Raw genomic sequence first — 14,057 nt, forward strand, 5'->3', positions numbered from 1 at the left:
AGACACAGGAGGCACCGCATGCGCACCGCGCTGTGCGAAAGGCTCGGCATCGAGTACCCCATCGTCGGTTTCACTCCGTCGGAGCACGTGGCGGCGGCGATCAGCAAGGCGGGCGGGCTGGGCGTGCTCGGCTGCGTCCGCTTCAACGACGCCACCGAACTCGACCGGGTGCTCGACTGGATGGACGACAACACCGGCGGCAAACCGTACGGGGTGGACGTCGTGATGCCGGCCAAGATCCCGACCGAAGGCACGCCGGACGATCTCGGCAAACTGATCCCGGAGGAGCACAAGTCCTTTGTGGACCGGACGCTGCGGGAACTGGGTGTGCCCGTTCCCGGAGAGGGGGAGCGGCACGACGCGGTGCTCGGCTGGCTGCACTCGGTCGCGCGTTCCCACGTCGAGGTGGCCCTCAAACACCCGATCAAGCTGATCGCCAACGCGCTGGGTTCACCGCCCCCCGACGTGATCGAGCAGGCCCACCGGCACGGGGTGCCGGTGGCGGCACTGGCGGGCAAGGCCGAGCACGCCGTGCGGCACGTCGGCAACGGCGTCGACATCGTTGTGGCGCAAGGATACGAGGCCGGTGGGCACACCGGTGAAATCGCTTCCATGGTGCTGCTGCCGGAGATCGTCGACGCGGTCGGGGACCAGGTCCCGGTGCTCGCCGCGGGCGGGATCGGCTCCGGCAGGCAGGTCGCCGCCGCGCTCGCGCTGGGCGCGTCCGGGGCGTGGATGGGCTCGTTGTGGCTGGCCACCGAGGAATACCTGCAGACCATGCCCGGCTCCACGGCGATGCAGACCGCGCTGGTCAACGCGACTTCCTCGGACACCGTGCGCACCCGGATCTACACCGGCAAACCCGCGCGGCTGCTCAAGACCCGGTGGACCGAGGCGTGGGAGGCGCCGGACGCCCCGAAGCCACTGCCGATGCCGTTGCAGAACGTCCTGGTGGCGCCCGCCCACGACCGGCTGCACGAGGCGAAGGAGCCGTCACTGGTGTCCATGCCCGCCGGGCAGATCGTGGGCAGGATCGACCGGGTACGGCCCGTCGCCGAGATCGTCGCGGAACTGGTCAGCGGCTACGAGGAGACGTTGAGCCGTCTCGACAAGACCCGCTGAACGAACCCTAATTGTCGCGTGCTCGTCCGCGTCCGCGGACGAGCCAGGCGAGCGCCCCGGCCGCGAGAACGGCGCAACCGGTCAGGACGGACCCGAGCGGCAGCGTGCAGGCGAGCACGACGCAGCCGAGCAGTCCGAGCGCGGGAATGATCCGGTCGCCACGGAGCGTCCAAGCGCTGGCGTTGGCGATCGCGTAGTAGATCAGGACCGCGAAGGAGGAGAAACCGATCGCGCCGCGCAGATCGGTGAAGGCCACCAGGATCGCCACCACGACACCGACCGTGATCTCGGCATGGTGGGGAACCCCGAAACGGGGATGCACCGCCGCGAGAGGCCGCGGCAGATTCCGGTCCCGGGCCATCGCGAAGGTGGTGCGGGAAACCCCGAGCACCAGGGCGAGCAGCGAGCCCAGCGACGCCAGCGCGGCGCCTACGCGGACCACGGGGGAAAGCCACGACGGAACCGCCTGCGCGACGGGGTCCGCGGAAGCGCCCAACGTGACGGGACCCAGTTGAAGCAGGAGCGCGATGGCGACGGCGGTATAGACGACGAGAGTCAGCGCCAGGGCGACCGGAATCGCCCGGGGAATGGTCCGCGCCGGATCACGGACCTCCTCGCCCAGGGTGGCGATCCGCGCGTATCCGGCGAAGGCGAAGAACAACAGCCCGGCGGCTTGGAGGATGCCCAGCACGCCGCCACCCGGGAACGGGGACAGGCGTGACCCGGAGGGGTCGCCGGCGACGCCGATCGCCACGACCGCGCCACCGAGCACGAGTACGGACACCGTCACGATCACGCGGGTGGCGAGCGCCGAACGGTGGATCCCGCGGTAGTTCAGCGCGGTCAGCGCGAGCACCGCCGCGGCGGCGATCCCGGACTGGGCGGCGCGCCCGAGCCCCGGAGCGATGTAGGCGGCGACGGTCAGTGCCATGGCGGCACAACTGGCCGTCTTGCCGACCACGAAGCCCCAACCGGCGAGATAACCCCAGAACTCGCCCAGTCTTTCCTTGCCGTAGACGTAGGTTCCGCCCGAGGACGGGTAGCGGGCGGCCAGACGGGCCGACGAGGTGGCGTTGCAGTAGGCGACGACGGCCGCCACGGCGAGTCCGATGAGGAGCCCCGATCCCGCGGCTCTCGCGGCGGGCGCGAACGCCGCGAACACCCCGGCCCCGATCATCGAGCCGAGACCGATCACCACCGCGTCCCCGGTGCCCAGACGCCGTTCCAGCCGTTCCGTCACGCGCCCATTCAACCCGGTAGGTGATGCAGAGTCATCCGCGAGTTTGCGCGCCCCCGCGATCGTGTCGACAGGGCGCTCCTCCCCGACACACGTCACGTCAGACTGATGGGCGCCCTGCCGCCCCGATGAGGGGGTCTGGGGGCTTGCCCCCAGCGGGGGTGTGGGGGCTGCGCCCCCATAAAGCACCAGCAAGAAAAGGCGCGCTCGATACGCACCTTGACAGCCGCGGGTTGACACAAGGGTGTCATGCAACCGCATAGCCCGCCCGTTCCGTCCTTGGGGTATGAGGTGGAAAGGATTGCTGCTCATCGGTTTCGGCCTCGTGCTCGTGGCGGGGACGGCCTGCGGTCAGCCGCCGTCGACCGTGACGCCGGGCGGCCCCCCGGGAAGTTCTTCGGTCGCGCCAGCGCCCCCTTCCCCGGCGCCGTCTTCCCCGGGGCCCCCTTCGACGGGACCCGCTTCCCCAGTGCCCCCGCCGCGTGAGACGAGTCCGCCTGCCGAAAGCAGGTCGGTGCCCGCCGCTCAGGTGGACTTCAGCGCGCTGCCCGCCGGGTATCCGCACGAGGTGTGGGTCTCCGCCGACGGCCGGACACTCTTCGCCCGCGCCCAGGAGGGCGGCTGCGACCGCGTCCACGGCGAGGTGCGGGAACAGACCGCACAGCGCGTCGTGGTGAGCCTGGTCAAGACCCAGTCACCGCCCCGGGGACAGATGTGCACGATGGACATCCGCTACCCGGTCGTGTCGGTGTCACTGGACGAACCGCTGGGGCAGCGGACCGTCCTGCTGCTGTCGGAGGACAGCAGGCACTGAGCGCGGCCGGTTCAGCTGCGGAAACTGATCTGCAGGACGGGTTCCGAAGTGGCCGCGAAGAAGTCGTTGCCCTTGTCGTCGATGACGATGAACGCCGGGAAGTCCTCGACCTCGATCTTCCACACGGCTTCCATGCCGAGTTCGGGGTATTCCAGGACTTCGACCTTCTTGATGCAGTCCTGCGCGAGCCGCGCGGCGGGCCCGCCGATCGATCCGAGGTAGAACCCGCCGTGCGCCTGGCACGCCGCGGTGACCTGCTTGGACCGGTTTCCCTTGGCCAGCATGACCAGGGAGCCCCCGGCGGCCTGGAAGCGCTCGACGTAGGAGTCCATGCGGCCCGCCGTGGTGGGGCCGAACGACCCGGACGCGTAACCCTCCGGGGTCTTGGCCGGCCCGGCGTAGTAGACGGGGTGGTCCCGGAGATAGTCCGGCATCGGTTCCCCGGCTTCGAGCCGCTCGGCGATCTTGGCGTGCGCGATGTCGCGCGCGACGACCAGCGGGCCGGTCAGCGACAGCCGCGTCTTGACCGGCAAGGCGGACAACTGGGCGCGGATTTCCGCCATCGGGCGGTTGAGGTCGACGCTCACCACCTCGCCGGACAGGTCGTCCTCGGTGACATCGGGCAGGAAGCGGGCCGGGTCGCGCTCGAGCTGTTCGATGAACACCCCGTCGGCGGTGATCTTCGCCTTGGCCTGGCGGTCCGCCGAACAGGACACCGCGATGCCCACCGGGCAGGAGGCGCCGTGCCGGGGCAGCCGGATGATCCGCACGTCGTGGCAGAAGTACTTGCCGCCGAACTGCGCGCCGATGCCGAACTGTCGCGTCATCTCCAGCACCTGCTGTTCGAGCTCCACGTCACGGAAGGCGTGCCCGAGCGGTGAACCTTCACGGGGCAGGGTGTCGAGATATCGGGCCGAGGCGAGCTTGGCGACCTTCAGGTTGTATTCGGCCGACATACCGCCCACCACGATCGCGAGGTGGTACGGCGGGCAGGCGGCGGTACCGAGGGAACGCAGTTTCTCGTCGAGGAAGCGGGCGAGCCGTTTCGGCGTGAGGACCGCCTTCGTCTCCTGGTAAAGGAAGGTCTTGTTCGCGCTGCCGCCACCCTTGGCCATGAACAGGAACTCATACCCCGGCGAGCCCCCGTCCCGGTGGTAGAGCTCGATCTGCGCGGGGAGGTTGGTGCCGGTGTTGCGTTCCTCCCAGAACGACAGCGGCGCCATCTGTGAGTACCGGAGGTTGAGTTCCTGGTAGGCGTCGTGGATTCCGCGAGCCAGGGCCTTTTCGTCGTCTCCACCGGTGAGCACGCCTTCACCGCGCTTGCCGATCACGATGGCCGTGCCGGTGTCCTGGCACATGGGCAGCACGCCGCCGGCCGAGATCGCGGCGTTGCGCAACAGGTCCATGGCCACGAACCGGTCGTTGCCGCTGGCTTCCGGGTCGTCGACGATGGCGCGCAGCTGGGCCAGGTGCGAGGAGCGCAGCAGGTGCTGGATGTCACTGATCGCCGTGCGCGCGAGCGTGGTCAGCGCCTCGGGTGCGATCTCGAGGAAGTCCCGGCCCGCGGCCTGAACGACACGCACGCCTTCCGTGGTCACGAGCCGGTACTCGGTCTCGTGATCGGGGGAGAGCGGCAGCACTTCGGTGTACTGGAACGGGCTGGTGGCGGTCACGGCTCGGCTCCCTTTGCACGTGCTTGGAGGGTGCCGACGTTACCGCTCGCACCGGGCCGCGCACCGCCCGGTGTGAGGAAACCGCGATGTGAGCCACGGCATGTCCGCTGGGGACAGGCCGGGCTGTGCCCTACCCGGATCAGAAGTGCTGGAAGAAGTGCCGGAAAAGTCGGAAGGCCGGGCCCACCCCGACGGACCCGACCTTCCGGGGCAAGCGGCCGGGCACGGATCACCCGCCGCGAAGCTCGCAACACCCGGAGGACGCCCCGTCCACCGGGCCCGTTGCTTCGACCGTGGCGTGACGCATGTCATATGTCAATGGTGCCAACGGGTGCCAAGCCACACGCCGTGCGTCGCAACGGGTGATCCGTGGGTCTAGCTCGCGTACGCTCGCAGCCGCTCCGCGCGTTCCCCCTGCCGGAGCTTGGCCATCACCTCGCGCTCGATCTGGCGCACCCGCTCCCGCGAGAGCCCGAAGAACTTGCCGATCTGGTCGAGGGTGCGCGGTTGCCCGTCGTCGAGGCCGTAGCGAAGCCGGATGACGTGCTGCTCACGGTCGTCCAGGGTGGCGAGCACGCGGCGCAGATCGTCCTGGAGCAGACCGGAAATGACCGCGCTCTCCGCGTCGGTGGCGTCCGAGTCCTCGATGAAGTCGCCCAGCGGGGCGTCTTCCTCGGTGCCCACCGGCATGTCGAGGCTGACCGGATCGCGCGCGTGGTCGAGCAGGTCCGACACCTTCTCCGCGGGGATCCCCGACTCCGCGGCCAGTTCGTCGTTGGTCGCCTCGCGGCCCAGTTGCTGGTGCAGGTCGCGCTTGATCCGCGCCAGCTTGTTCACCTGCTCCACCAGGTGCACCGGCAACCGGATGGTGCGGCCCTGGTCCGCCATGCCGCGCGTGATGGCCTGCCGGATCCACCAGGTGGCGTAGGTGGAGAACTTGAACCCCTTGGAATAGTCGAACTTCTCCACGGCGCGGATCAGCCCGAGATTGCCCTCCTGGATCAGGTCCAGCAGCGGCATGCCCCGGCCGGTGTAGCGCTTGGCCAGCGACACGACCAGGCGCAGGTTGGCTTCGAGCAGGTGGTTCTTGGCCTGGTGTCCGTCCCGCACCAGTGCCTTCAGCTCGAGCCGGCGCTGGGCGGGGAGCTTGGGCGCGGTTTCGAGCATGTGCTGGGCGAAAACACCGGCTTCGATCCGCTTGGCGAGTTCGACCTCGTCGGCGGCGGACAGCAGCGCGGTCTTGCCGATTCCGTTGAGATACACCCGGACCAGATCCGCCGCGGGGCCTTGCGCGTCCAGGTCGGCGTCGGCAGTTTGCTGAGCGGGTACGCTGGTGTCGAGAGCCGGATCGACGGTGGGTTCGGGGAACCTCGGTTCGGTGCTCCCGCGAGTTTTGCGCTCGAGGGTCTGTACTGACATGTTCTGCCTCCCCGGTCACGGGCTGACGCTTATGCGTCATACCGGTTGTGCTTCGCGAAGCGGTCCTGTGGAGTTCCCGCCGCGCGCTGCCGGCTGGCTGGCCGACATTCGGGTCAACGCTGGGGAACCGCGAATCGTTCCCGCATCCTGCGAAAAGTGGACGACTTGCCCGCGCGCCCGGTTTGCTCGACCAAACCTGAGGTCCAGCTGAGAAAAACCCGTGAATCCGCCGTCAAATCAGTGCGAAAGAATGGTTCGAACCAAAGTTTCACACTTCCACCAGAACCGTGAACGGTCCGTCGTTCACGCTCCGTACCGCCATCGCCGCACCAAAGACGCCGGTGCTGACGCGGGCACCCCTTTGGCGTAGCCGCTCGACTACCAAATCAAACAATTGTGCCGCGGGTTCCGGCCGTGCCGCGGCGGTCCACGATGGACGTCGTCCTTTTCGCGTATCGCCGTAGAGCGTGAATTGGCTCACCAGCAACAGCGGCGCACCGGTGACCGCGCATGACTGTTCGTCACGAAGGATGCGCAGTTCGTGAAGTTTGCGGGCCATGACGTCCGCTTTGTCCGGAGAGTCCTGGCTGTGGATGCCCAACAGCACCAGCAGGCCGGGCTCGTCGATCGCCCCGGTGATCTCTCCGGCGACAGTGACGTCCGCCTCGGTGACTCGCGCGACGACCGCCCTCATGCGGGCTCGAGCATTCCGTGACGCACCAGTTCCCGGACCACCGGCAGCGCCGCTTCGGTCAGTTCCCCGGCCGGGCGGCCGTGCGCCACCGCGAGAAGTCCCAGCAGGTCCGACAGCGGGAGAACGCCGCGGCAGCCCGCCAGCAGCGCGGTGACCAGTTCGTCGGCGTCGTGCTGCCAGCCGGGCCCGTCGGTGCGGTGCAACCGGCGCACGGAGGTCTCCCAGCCGTCGTCGGAGAGCCGGTCGACGTGTTCGGCCACCACGGTCGGCGGCACCCGGAACCGGGTGGCCGCCAGTTCGCCGTCGTGTTCGCGCAGCCACGCCACGCGGTCCAGCCAGGCACCCGCTTCCGGCCCGAGCGGGTCGTCGTAGGACTGGCGGAGGTCCTCGCACACCACCGTCGGATGGGCCGTGCCGGCGCGGCGCAGGGTCACGAAACCGAATCCGATGCCCTGCACCTTCGCCTCGGCGAACCAGTCGAGCCAGGCCGCCGCCTTCTCGCGGCCCTGCGCTGAGCGTGGATCGATTCCCGCATCCCGCAGCCAAGTACCCACATAAAGGGCGGGATCGGCGACATCCCGTTGCACGAACCAGGCGTCGGTTTCGGGCGGGAGCCACCGCTGCACCCGATCGGCCCAGTCCTCGCCGCGAACGTGCAGCCACGACGCGAGCAACTGGCCGGTACCGCCCTCGGTCAGGAAAGCCGGTAGTTGCCGCACCACGAGCGCGCTGGCGTCGTCACCGGCCAGACCCGAATCCCGGTAGGTGTAGTCGACGCGCGGCGGACCGACCACGAACGGCGGGTTGCACACGATCTGGTCGAACCGGCGGCGGGCGACCGGGGCGAACCACTCGCCGCGGAGCAGTTCGACATCGAGTTCGTTGAGGCGGAACGTCGCGTCCGCGAGGGCGAGCGCCCGCTCGGAGACATCGCTCGCGGTCACCCTCCGGGCGTGCCGCGTCGCGTGCAGCGCCTGCACCCCGTTCCCGGTGCCGAGATCGAGCAGGGTGTCCACCGGTCGCCGGATCGTGGCACGGATCAGGCTCAGCGAGGCGTGGCCGACGCCGAGTACGTGGTCTGCGGGCACCTGACCGCCGAGCACGTCGGAGTCCAGGTCGGACAGCACCCACCACGAACCCCGCTCGTCGCCGTGCGGGCGCAGGTCCAGCCCCGCCCGAACTTCGTCACCGTCGGTGACCAGGCCGACCGCGATCGCGTCGTCGAGCGGGACCGGCGCCAAGGCGGCCCGGACGGCGTCGCGCGGTTCGGCGCCGCCCAGCAGGAAGAGGCGGATAAGGGTGCCCAGCTCACCGGCGTCACGGCTGGCTCGCGCGGCCGGCTCCGGCTCACCGCGGCCGAGCGCCGCGTGGGCGGATTCACCGAGCGTGCCCAGCACGCCGTCGGCGTCGTACCCGGTGCGCCGCAGCGATTCCCGCAGGCGGGCGCACAGATCGTCGGTGAACTGGGGAAGATGGCCACTCACGGGGCGTAATCTTCCCATGTATGAGCGCTCGGGATGTTCTCGCCCGGCTGGACGGGCTGCTGCCGGGGCTGGAAGAACTCTACAAGGACCTGCACCGTCATCCCGAGCTGTCGTTCGCCGAGCACCGCACGGCGGCCGAGCTGGCACGACGGCTGAGCGGCTCTGGTGGCTCCGGCGGCTTCGAAGTGCACACGGGCATCGCCGGTACCGGCGTGCTCGGCGTGCTGCGGAACGGTCCCGGCCCGGTGGTGATGCTGCGAGCGGACATCGACGCGCTCCCCGTCGAGGAGAAGACCGGCCTCGACTACGCGAGCGAGGCGCTGGGGTGTGCGGCCGAGGGCTCGAACGTGCGGGATCTGCCGGTGATGCACGCCTGCGGGCACGACATGCACGCGACGTGGCTCAGCGGTGCCGCGGCGCTGCTGGCCGAGGGTCGCGATGCCTGGCGAGGCACCCTGCTCGTCGTCTTCCAGCCGGGTGAGGAGGCGGGCACCGGAGCCGAGGCGATGGTGCGGGACGGCCTGTTCGAACTGGCCGGCCGGCCCGACGTGGTACTCGGCCAGCATCTCGTGCCGGGCGGGGCGGGCTGGGTGCTCACCCGGCCCGGCGTGATCATGGCCGCGACCGACGGGTTCAGGATCGTGCTGCACGGCCGTGGCGGCCACGGCGCCCGTCCGGAGAGCACGGTCGATCCGGTGGTGATGGCCGCTTCGGTGGTGCTCCGCCTGCAGACCATCGTCTCCCGCGAGATCTCCGCGACCGAGTCGGCCGTGGTCACCGTCGGGTCCGTGCACGCGGGCACCGCGCACAACGTGATCCCGGAGAGCGCCGTGCTGGAGGTCACCGTGCGCGCCTTCGACGAGCAGGTCCGGGCCAAGGTGCTGGCCGCGGTCGACCGGATCGTGCGCGGCGAGGCGGCCGCGGCGGGTGCGCCCGAACCGCCGGAGATCACGCCGATCGCGAATTTCGGCGTGACGGTCAACGACGAGGCCGCGAACACCCGCCTGACCACGGCGTTCCGGGGTCATTTCGGCGGTGAGCGAGTGCTGGAGGCACCCCTGGTGACCGGAAGCGAGGATTTCGGCGAGTTGGGCAAGGCGGCCGGAGCTCCGTCGGTGTTCTGGCTGGTCGGCGGCATGGAGGCGGAGGCCGTGCTGGACGCGATCGCCGGTGGGACCTTCGAGCGGGACATCCCGTCGAACCACTCGCCTCGCTTCGCCCCGGTGCTGCATCCCACTCTGCGTACCGGCGTGGAAACGCTGGTCGTCGGCGCGCTCGAGTTTTTGTCGGTACCCACTGAGACGCTGGGCACATGACGAAAACGCCCCCGGCGAACTTCGCCCGGCCATGGCCGCAGGACACCCGCCCACCGCTGCCCAAGACCGGGAGCGAGCGAGAGATTCTCACTTCGCTCCTCGACTGGCACCGGAGCACCTTCGAGCTGAAGTGCGCCGGTGTGCCCAAGGACCGCTTGTCCGCCAAGGAAATCCCGCCGTCGGGCCTGAGCCTGCACGGCATCGCACGGCATCTCGCCGGCGGCGAACGATGGTGGTTCCGGACACAGTTCGCCGGGGAAGAGGTGCCGGATCTCTACTACTCGGACGACGACCCGGACCAGGACTTCGAACGCCTCGACGGCGATCCGGCGGAGGCGTTCGCGGTCTGGCGGGCGGAGTGCGAGCGTTCCCGGGAGATCGTCGCGGCGGCGCCGTCCCTGGACGCGACCGGCACGCACATCCCGTCCGGTGAGCCGGTTTCGCTTCGCCAGATCATGGTGCACATGATCGCCGAATACGCCCGGCACAACGGCCACGCCGATCTGCTCCGCGAACGGATCGACGGTGCCACCGGCTATTGAGACGCTGTCCCGCCCCCGGCTGTCGCGAGGACGGCCGGAGTGGCAGCATGGAACAAGGAGGTGGTTCTTGTGAGCAGGCCCGCCCGGAACTCCGGGAGCGATTCAGCCCCGGTGCTGATCACCGAGGCCGCCCCCTCCTACGACGACGAACACGCCGCCCGCAAGCGCAAGTACATGATCATGATGGGCCTGCGGTTCCCGTGCCTGATCCTGGCCGGCGTCTTCTACCACACGTGGTGGCTGGCGCTGCTGTTCGTGGTGCTGTCGATCCCCCTGCCCTGGGTCGCCGTCCTCGTCGCCAACGACCGTCCGCCGCGCAAGTCGGAGGAGGTCAACCGCTACCGCGGCGACGCCGAGGGGCTCCCGGCCATCGAAAGCGGTACGCATCGGGTGATCGACGGCGGCTGACGCCGGGTCAGGGCTGGGCACCGATCCGGCCGATCGCCTTGGTGGCCGAAGCGATTCCCGCGGCCAATGTGTCCATTATGGACTTTCCGCGAACCAGGGCGGCGAGCACCCCGGCGTTGAACGCGTCCCCGGCGCCGGTGGAATCCCGGCAGGCGGCTGGTGCGGCGGGGACGGTGATGATTCCGTCGGCGTCGACCCAACTCGCTCCGTCGCGCCCCGCGGTGACCGCCACGGCGCCCACCGTGTCCAGAAGCCCTACGGCCGAGGCCGGTTCGGGCGACCCGGTCAAGGCCCGGAGTTCGCCGGTGTTCGGCAGAAGGAGCCCGGCGCCGCGCACGTCGTCCAGGAACGTGCCGGATCCGGCGAGCAGCGCCTCCGACTGCGGGTCGACCGATGTGGTCAGCCCCGCCTCGCGCGCGGCCGCGAGCGCGGCCAGGCCTGCGTCGCGCGAGCGCGGGTCGAGCAGCACGTAACCGGAGAGGTGCAGGTGGCTCGCTCCCTCCGCGACGGCGGCTTCGAAGGCGGCTTCGACATCGCCGGGTGTGAGCCGCGCGCAGGCGCCCCGTTCGCCCAAGATGGTCCGCTCCCCGGCACCGTCCACCAGCACGACGGGGGAAAAGGTCGCGGCACGACCATCGACGGTGAAAAGGCAGCGCACCCCCGCCGCTTCCAGGTCGGCGCGCACCAGGCGGCCACCGGTGTCATCGCCCACCCGCGTCACCAGGACGGGTTCCACACCGCACGCGGCCAGCCAGAGCGCCGTGTTGGCCCCCGAACCGCCACCAGCGATCCGTACCTGGGCTGGGGTGTCGTCGCCCTGAACGATTTCGCCCTCGTGGCGCACGAGCACGTCCAAGCCCGCGTCACCGACCACGATGATCTTCATGACAGCGCGACCGCGACCTCGGCTCCCAAGCGCGCGTTGGCCAGGACGAGTGCTTCGTTCGCGTCGAGGCTTATCCCGCCGCTCGCGGTGTGGAAGTGGTCCAGCAGCACGGGGGTCACCTCTTTGCCGTGCACGTCCCGTTCGCGCAGCAGTTCCAGTCCTTCGGCGAGCAGCCGGTCGTGCAGCTCTCTGTCCATTTCGGACTCTTCCGGAATCGGGTTCGCCAGCAGTACCCCGGATCCGGAGTAGCCGCGGTGCGCGGTGACGACGGCGGCCACCTGTGCCGGATCGTCGACCCGCCACGGCGCGGCGAACCCGGAGTCCCGGAGGTAGAAGCCGGGGAAGGCGTCCGTGCGATAACCGAGCACGGGAACAGAACCGGTTTCCAGCACCTCGAGGCTCGCCGCGATGTCCAGCACCGACTTGAACCCCGACGACACCACCAACGTCGGCACCTTGGCCAGCACGCCGAGATCCGCCGAGACGTCCCAGGGCGCGCCCAGGTGCACTCCGCCGAGGCCGCCGGTGGCGAACACGCCGATCCCCGCCGCGTGGGCCAGTGCCGAGGTCGAGGCCACCGTCGTCGCGCCCGAGAGGCCGAGCCCGACCGCCGGACCGAGATCGCGCAGTGACAACTTCGCCATCCCGGCGCCGGGCGCGCAGACCCGCTCCAGTTCGGCGGACGAAAGCCCGGCGCGCGGCCTGCCGTCGAGCACCGCGATGGTGGCGGGTACCGCACCCCCGTCACGGACGATGCGTTCGAGCCGCCGCGCCACGTCGAGGTTGCGGCCAGGGGGCAGGCCGTGTGACAGCAGAGTGCTTTCGAGCGCGACGACGGGCCTGCCGTCGGCCAGCGCGTCGGCCACCTCGTCGCTCAGGGAAACGCTCAGGGAAATCGGAGTCACACCAGCCATCCTGGCCGATGACCGGCGCGCCGTATCATGGTGGTCATGAGCACAGTGACGTTGCCCGATGTCGAGACTCGTCCGGAAGGCACGGACAGCACCGACAGCGACGAACCCAAGGTCTTCCACTACGTGCGCAAGGACAAGATCGCCGAAAGCGCGGTCATGGGCAGCCACGTGGTGGCGCTCTGCGGCGAGGTCTTCCCGGTGACCCGCTCGCCCAAGCCCGGCTCCCCGGTGTGCCCGGCGTGCAAGGAGATCTACCAGGGCCTCAAGCCCGGCCCCAGCGGCGAGTAGGACTCCCCGGAGTTCTGGAGTACGGCCCTCCGGCGGCCGATGACGAAGCCGTGGCGCTTCACGCCTTCTTCTCGGCCGCCTGCGCTTCGCGCGCCGCCGTTTTGTCGTTCCCCTTTTCCTGCTTTTCCGGGGTTTCTTCCCGCGTCTTTTCCTGTGCCTCTTCCCGTGGCTTTTCCCGCGTCTCTTCCTGTGTCTCTTCCCCTGGCCTTTCCTGCGCCGGGCCTGCCGGGGAGCCGGTTTCCGCGGCGCGGTCCATCTCCAGACGCCGCCACTTCCGCCGCTGACGCCGGGTCATCTTCGCCGGCCACAGTTCCTGGATCGCGCTGTTGAAATACGCTCCCCCCACCACGGCCATGCCGATGAAGAAGGTGAACAGCAGCCAGGCGATCGGCGCCGCGAGCGCGCCGTAGGTGTAGCCGGTGCTGGTGATCCAGGTGAGGTAGATCCGCAGGCCGACACTGGACAACAGGAAGATCAGCATCGCCAGGCTGGCCCCCGGGAGGAACCGGTGCCAGGGCAGCCGTCGGGGCAGTGCCAGTTTGTAGAGCGTGGCCAGGGCGAGCAAGAGCAGGACGGCCAGCACCGGGTAGTACAGCCCGCTCACCCAGGTGGACACGGTGGGTTTCCAGGAATCGGGGAAGAAGTCGGTGAGTTCGTCCGGCCCGATCGCGATCACCGGCAGACCGACCACCAGCAGCACCAGCCCGGCCAGGTACAGCAGCAGCGCGAAGATCCGCTGCCACACCTCGTTGCGCACCCCGTACTGGTCGTGCGCCACGGTGATCGCGTCCACGAAGGACGACATCGCCGAGGATCCCGCCCACAGGGAGAGCACGAAGCCCACGGAGACGACCTCACCCTTGCCCTTGGTGAGGATGTCGTTCACCGTCGGCTCGATGATCTGGCCCACCACGTTGGGCGTGAACACGCGCTCACAGGCCGCGATGATCTTGTCGTGCAGATTGGCCACGAACGACGCGCCGAACCAGTCGCCCATGTAGCCGAGGCTGCCGAGGAGGCCCAGCAGCAGCGGCGGCAGGGACAGCGTCTGCCAGAACGCCGCCTCCGCCGACTCGGAGAAGATGCTGCCGTCCCAGGCTTTCGCCACCGTCCGCGAAACGAGCCGCAGGGCGCCCTTCCGGGGGCGCTCCGGCTCGCGCTTCTCGTTCGTGGTGCTCATCGCATTTTCCAGCATGGTGCATCCGCGCGGGTCCGGCCGGGCGCCGTCGCGGCGTGTTCGGCTCCACCCGCGTGGGCCAC

General features: G+C 69.6%; 14 protein-coding genes. 6 read left to right on the forward strand and 8 right to left on the reverse strand.

The genetic code is table 11. The features are described 5' to 3' along the window. Nucleotides 1-18 precede the first annotated feature (18 nt). Entirely contained in the window at nt 19-1,122 is a 1,104-nt protein-coding gene (locus ACFSXZ_RS21500) for an NAD(P)H-dependent flavin oxidoreductase (RefSeq protein ID WP_378266905.1), read from the forward strand. Between the two features lie 7 nt (nt 1,123-1,129). Here the strand turns inward: ACFSXZ_RS21500 and ACFSXZ_RS21505 are convergent, their stop codons facing one another. Next, nucleotides 1,130-2,299, reverse strand: coding sequence for an APC family permease (locus ACFSXZ_RS21505; protein ID WP_378267003.1), 1,170 nt, complete (start codon nt 2,297-2,299; stop codon nt 1,130-1,132). Nucleotides 2,300-2,873: 574 nt separating this feature from the next. Here ACFSXZ_RS21505 and ACFSXZ_RS21510 point away from each other — a divergent pair. Next, nucleotides 2,874-3,173 (forward strand): hypothetical protein, encoded by a 300-nt coding sequence (locus ACFSXZ_RS21510; RefSeq protein WP_378266906.1) that lies wholly within the window; start codon nt 2,874-2,876, stop codon nt 3,171-3,173. A gap of 11 nt (nt 3,174-3,184) precedes the next feature. Here ACFSXZ_RS21510 and ACFSXZ_RS21515 read toward each other — a convergent pair whose 3' ends face one another. The 4 genes from ACFSXZ_RS21515 to ACFSXZ_RS21530 form a co-directional block, all read right to left on the reverse strand. Then, on the reverse strand, nt 3,185-4,846 hold the full coding sequence (locus ACFSXZ_RS21515) for a fumarate hydratase (RefSeq protein ID WP_378266907.1): 1,662 nt from the start codon (nt 4,844-4,846) through the stop codon (nt 3,185-3,187). A gap of 375 nt (nt 4,847-5,221) precedes the next feature. After that, complete coding sequence (locus ACFSXZ_RS21520; RefSeq protein WP_378266908.1) at nt 5,222-6,265, reverse strand: sigma-70 family RNA polymerase sigma factor; 1,044 nt, start codon at nt 6,263-6,265, stop codon at nt 5,222-5,224. Nucleotides 6,266-6,533: 268 nt separating this feature from the next. Continuing rightward, nucleotides 6,534-6,959 carry a D-aminoacyl-tRNA deacylase gene (dtd, locus tag ACFSXZ_RS21525; RefSeq protein WP_378266909.1) on the reverse strand — a complete coding sequence of 142 codons (426 nt, stop codon included), beginning with the start codon at nt 6,957-6,959 and terminating at the stop codon, nt 6,534-6,536. Further along, nucleotides 6,956-8,443 carry a DUF7782 domain-containing protein gene (locus tag ACFSXZ_RS21530; protein WP_378266910.1) on the reverse strand — a complete coding sequence of 496 codons (1,488 nt, stop codon included), beginning with the start codon at nt 8,441-8,443 and terminating at the stop codon, nt 6,956-6,958. The genes dtd and ACFSXZ_RS21530 overlap by 4 nt, the downstream gene beginning before the upstream one ends. 20 nt (nt 8,444-8,463) lie before the next feature. On the opposite strand from ACFSXZ_RS21530, the gene ACFSXZ_RS21535 reads away from it, so the two are divergent. The 3 genes from ACFSXZ_RS21535 to ACFSXZ_RS21545 all read left to right on the forward strand — a co-directional run bounded on the left by ACFSXZ_RS21535 (nt 8,464) and on the right by ACFSXZ_RS21545 (nt 10,709). Next, nucleotides 8,464-9,759, forward strand: coding sequence for an amidohydrolase (locus tag ACFSXZ_RS21535; RefSeq protein ID WP_378266911.1), 1,296 nt, complete (start codon nt 8,464-8,466; stop codon nt 9,757-9,759). Next, a complete protein-coding gene (locus tag ACFSXZ_RS21540; RefSeq protein ID WP_378266912.1) occupies nt 9,756-10,301 on the forward strand; it encodes a DinB family protein in 546 nt (181 codons plus the stop codon). The genes ACFSXZ_RS21535 and ACFSXZ_RS21540 overlap by 4 nt, the downstream gene beginning before the upstream one ends. A 69-nt stretch (nt 10,302-10,370) precedes the next feature. Further along, the gene (locus ACFSXZ_RS21545) at nt 10,371-10,709 is read left to right on the forward strand and encodes a DUF3099 domain-containing protein (RefSeq protein ID WP_378266913.1); all 339 of its coding nucleotides are present in this window, start codon (nt 10,371-10,373) and stop codon (nt 10,707-10,709) included. Nucleotides 10,710-10,716: 7 nt separating this feature from the next. Here ACFSXZ_RS21545 and ACFSXZ_RS21550 read toward each other — a convergent pair whose 3' ends face one another. Continuing rightward, nucleotides 10,717-11,595 (reverse strand): carbohydrate kinase family protein, encoded by an 879-nt coding sequence (locus tag ACFSXZ_RS21550; protein WP_378266914.1) that lies wholly within the window; start codon nt 11,593-11,595, stop codon nt 10,717-10,719. Further along, nucleotides 11,592-12,491 (reverse strand): pseudouridine-5'-phosphate glycosidase, encoded by a 900-nt coding sequence (locus ACFSXZ_RS21555; RefSeq protein WP_378267004.1) that lies wholly within the window; start codon nt 12,489-12,491, stop codon nt 11,592-11,594. Before ACFSXZ_RS21555 ends, ACFSXZ_RS21550 begins: the two co-directional genes overlap by 4 nt. A gap of 54 nt (nt 12,492-12,545) precedes the next feature. Between ACFSXZ_RS21555 and ACFSXZ_RS21560 the strand changes: the two genes are divergently transcribed. Then, entirely contained in the window at nt 12,546-12,797 is a 252-nt protein-coding gene (locus ACFSXZ_RS21560) for a DUF3039 domain-containing protein (protein WP_378266915.1), read from the forward strand. A gap of 58 nt (nt 12,798-12,855) precedes the next feature. Here the strand turns inward: ACFSXZ_RS21560 and ACFSXZ_RS21565 are convergent, their stop codons facing one another. Next, nucleotides 12,856-13,977 (reverse strand): YihY/virulence factor BrkB family protein, encoded by a 1,122-nt coding sequence (locus tag ACFSXZ_RS21565; RefSeq protein WP_378266916.1) that lies wholly within the window; start codon nt 13,975-13,977, stop codon nt 12,856-12,858. Between the last annotated feature and the right edge of the window lie 80 nt (nt 13,978-14,057).

It is taken from the genome of Amycolatopsis pigmentata (assembly GCF_042684065.1).
GTDB lineage: Bacteria > Actinomycetota > Actinomycetes > Mycobacteriales > Pseudonocardiaceae > Amycolatopsis_E > Amycolatopsis_E pigmentata.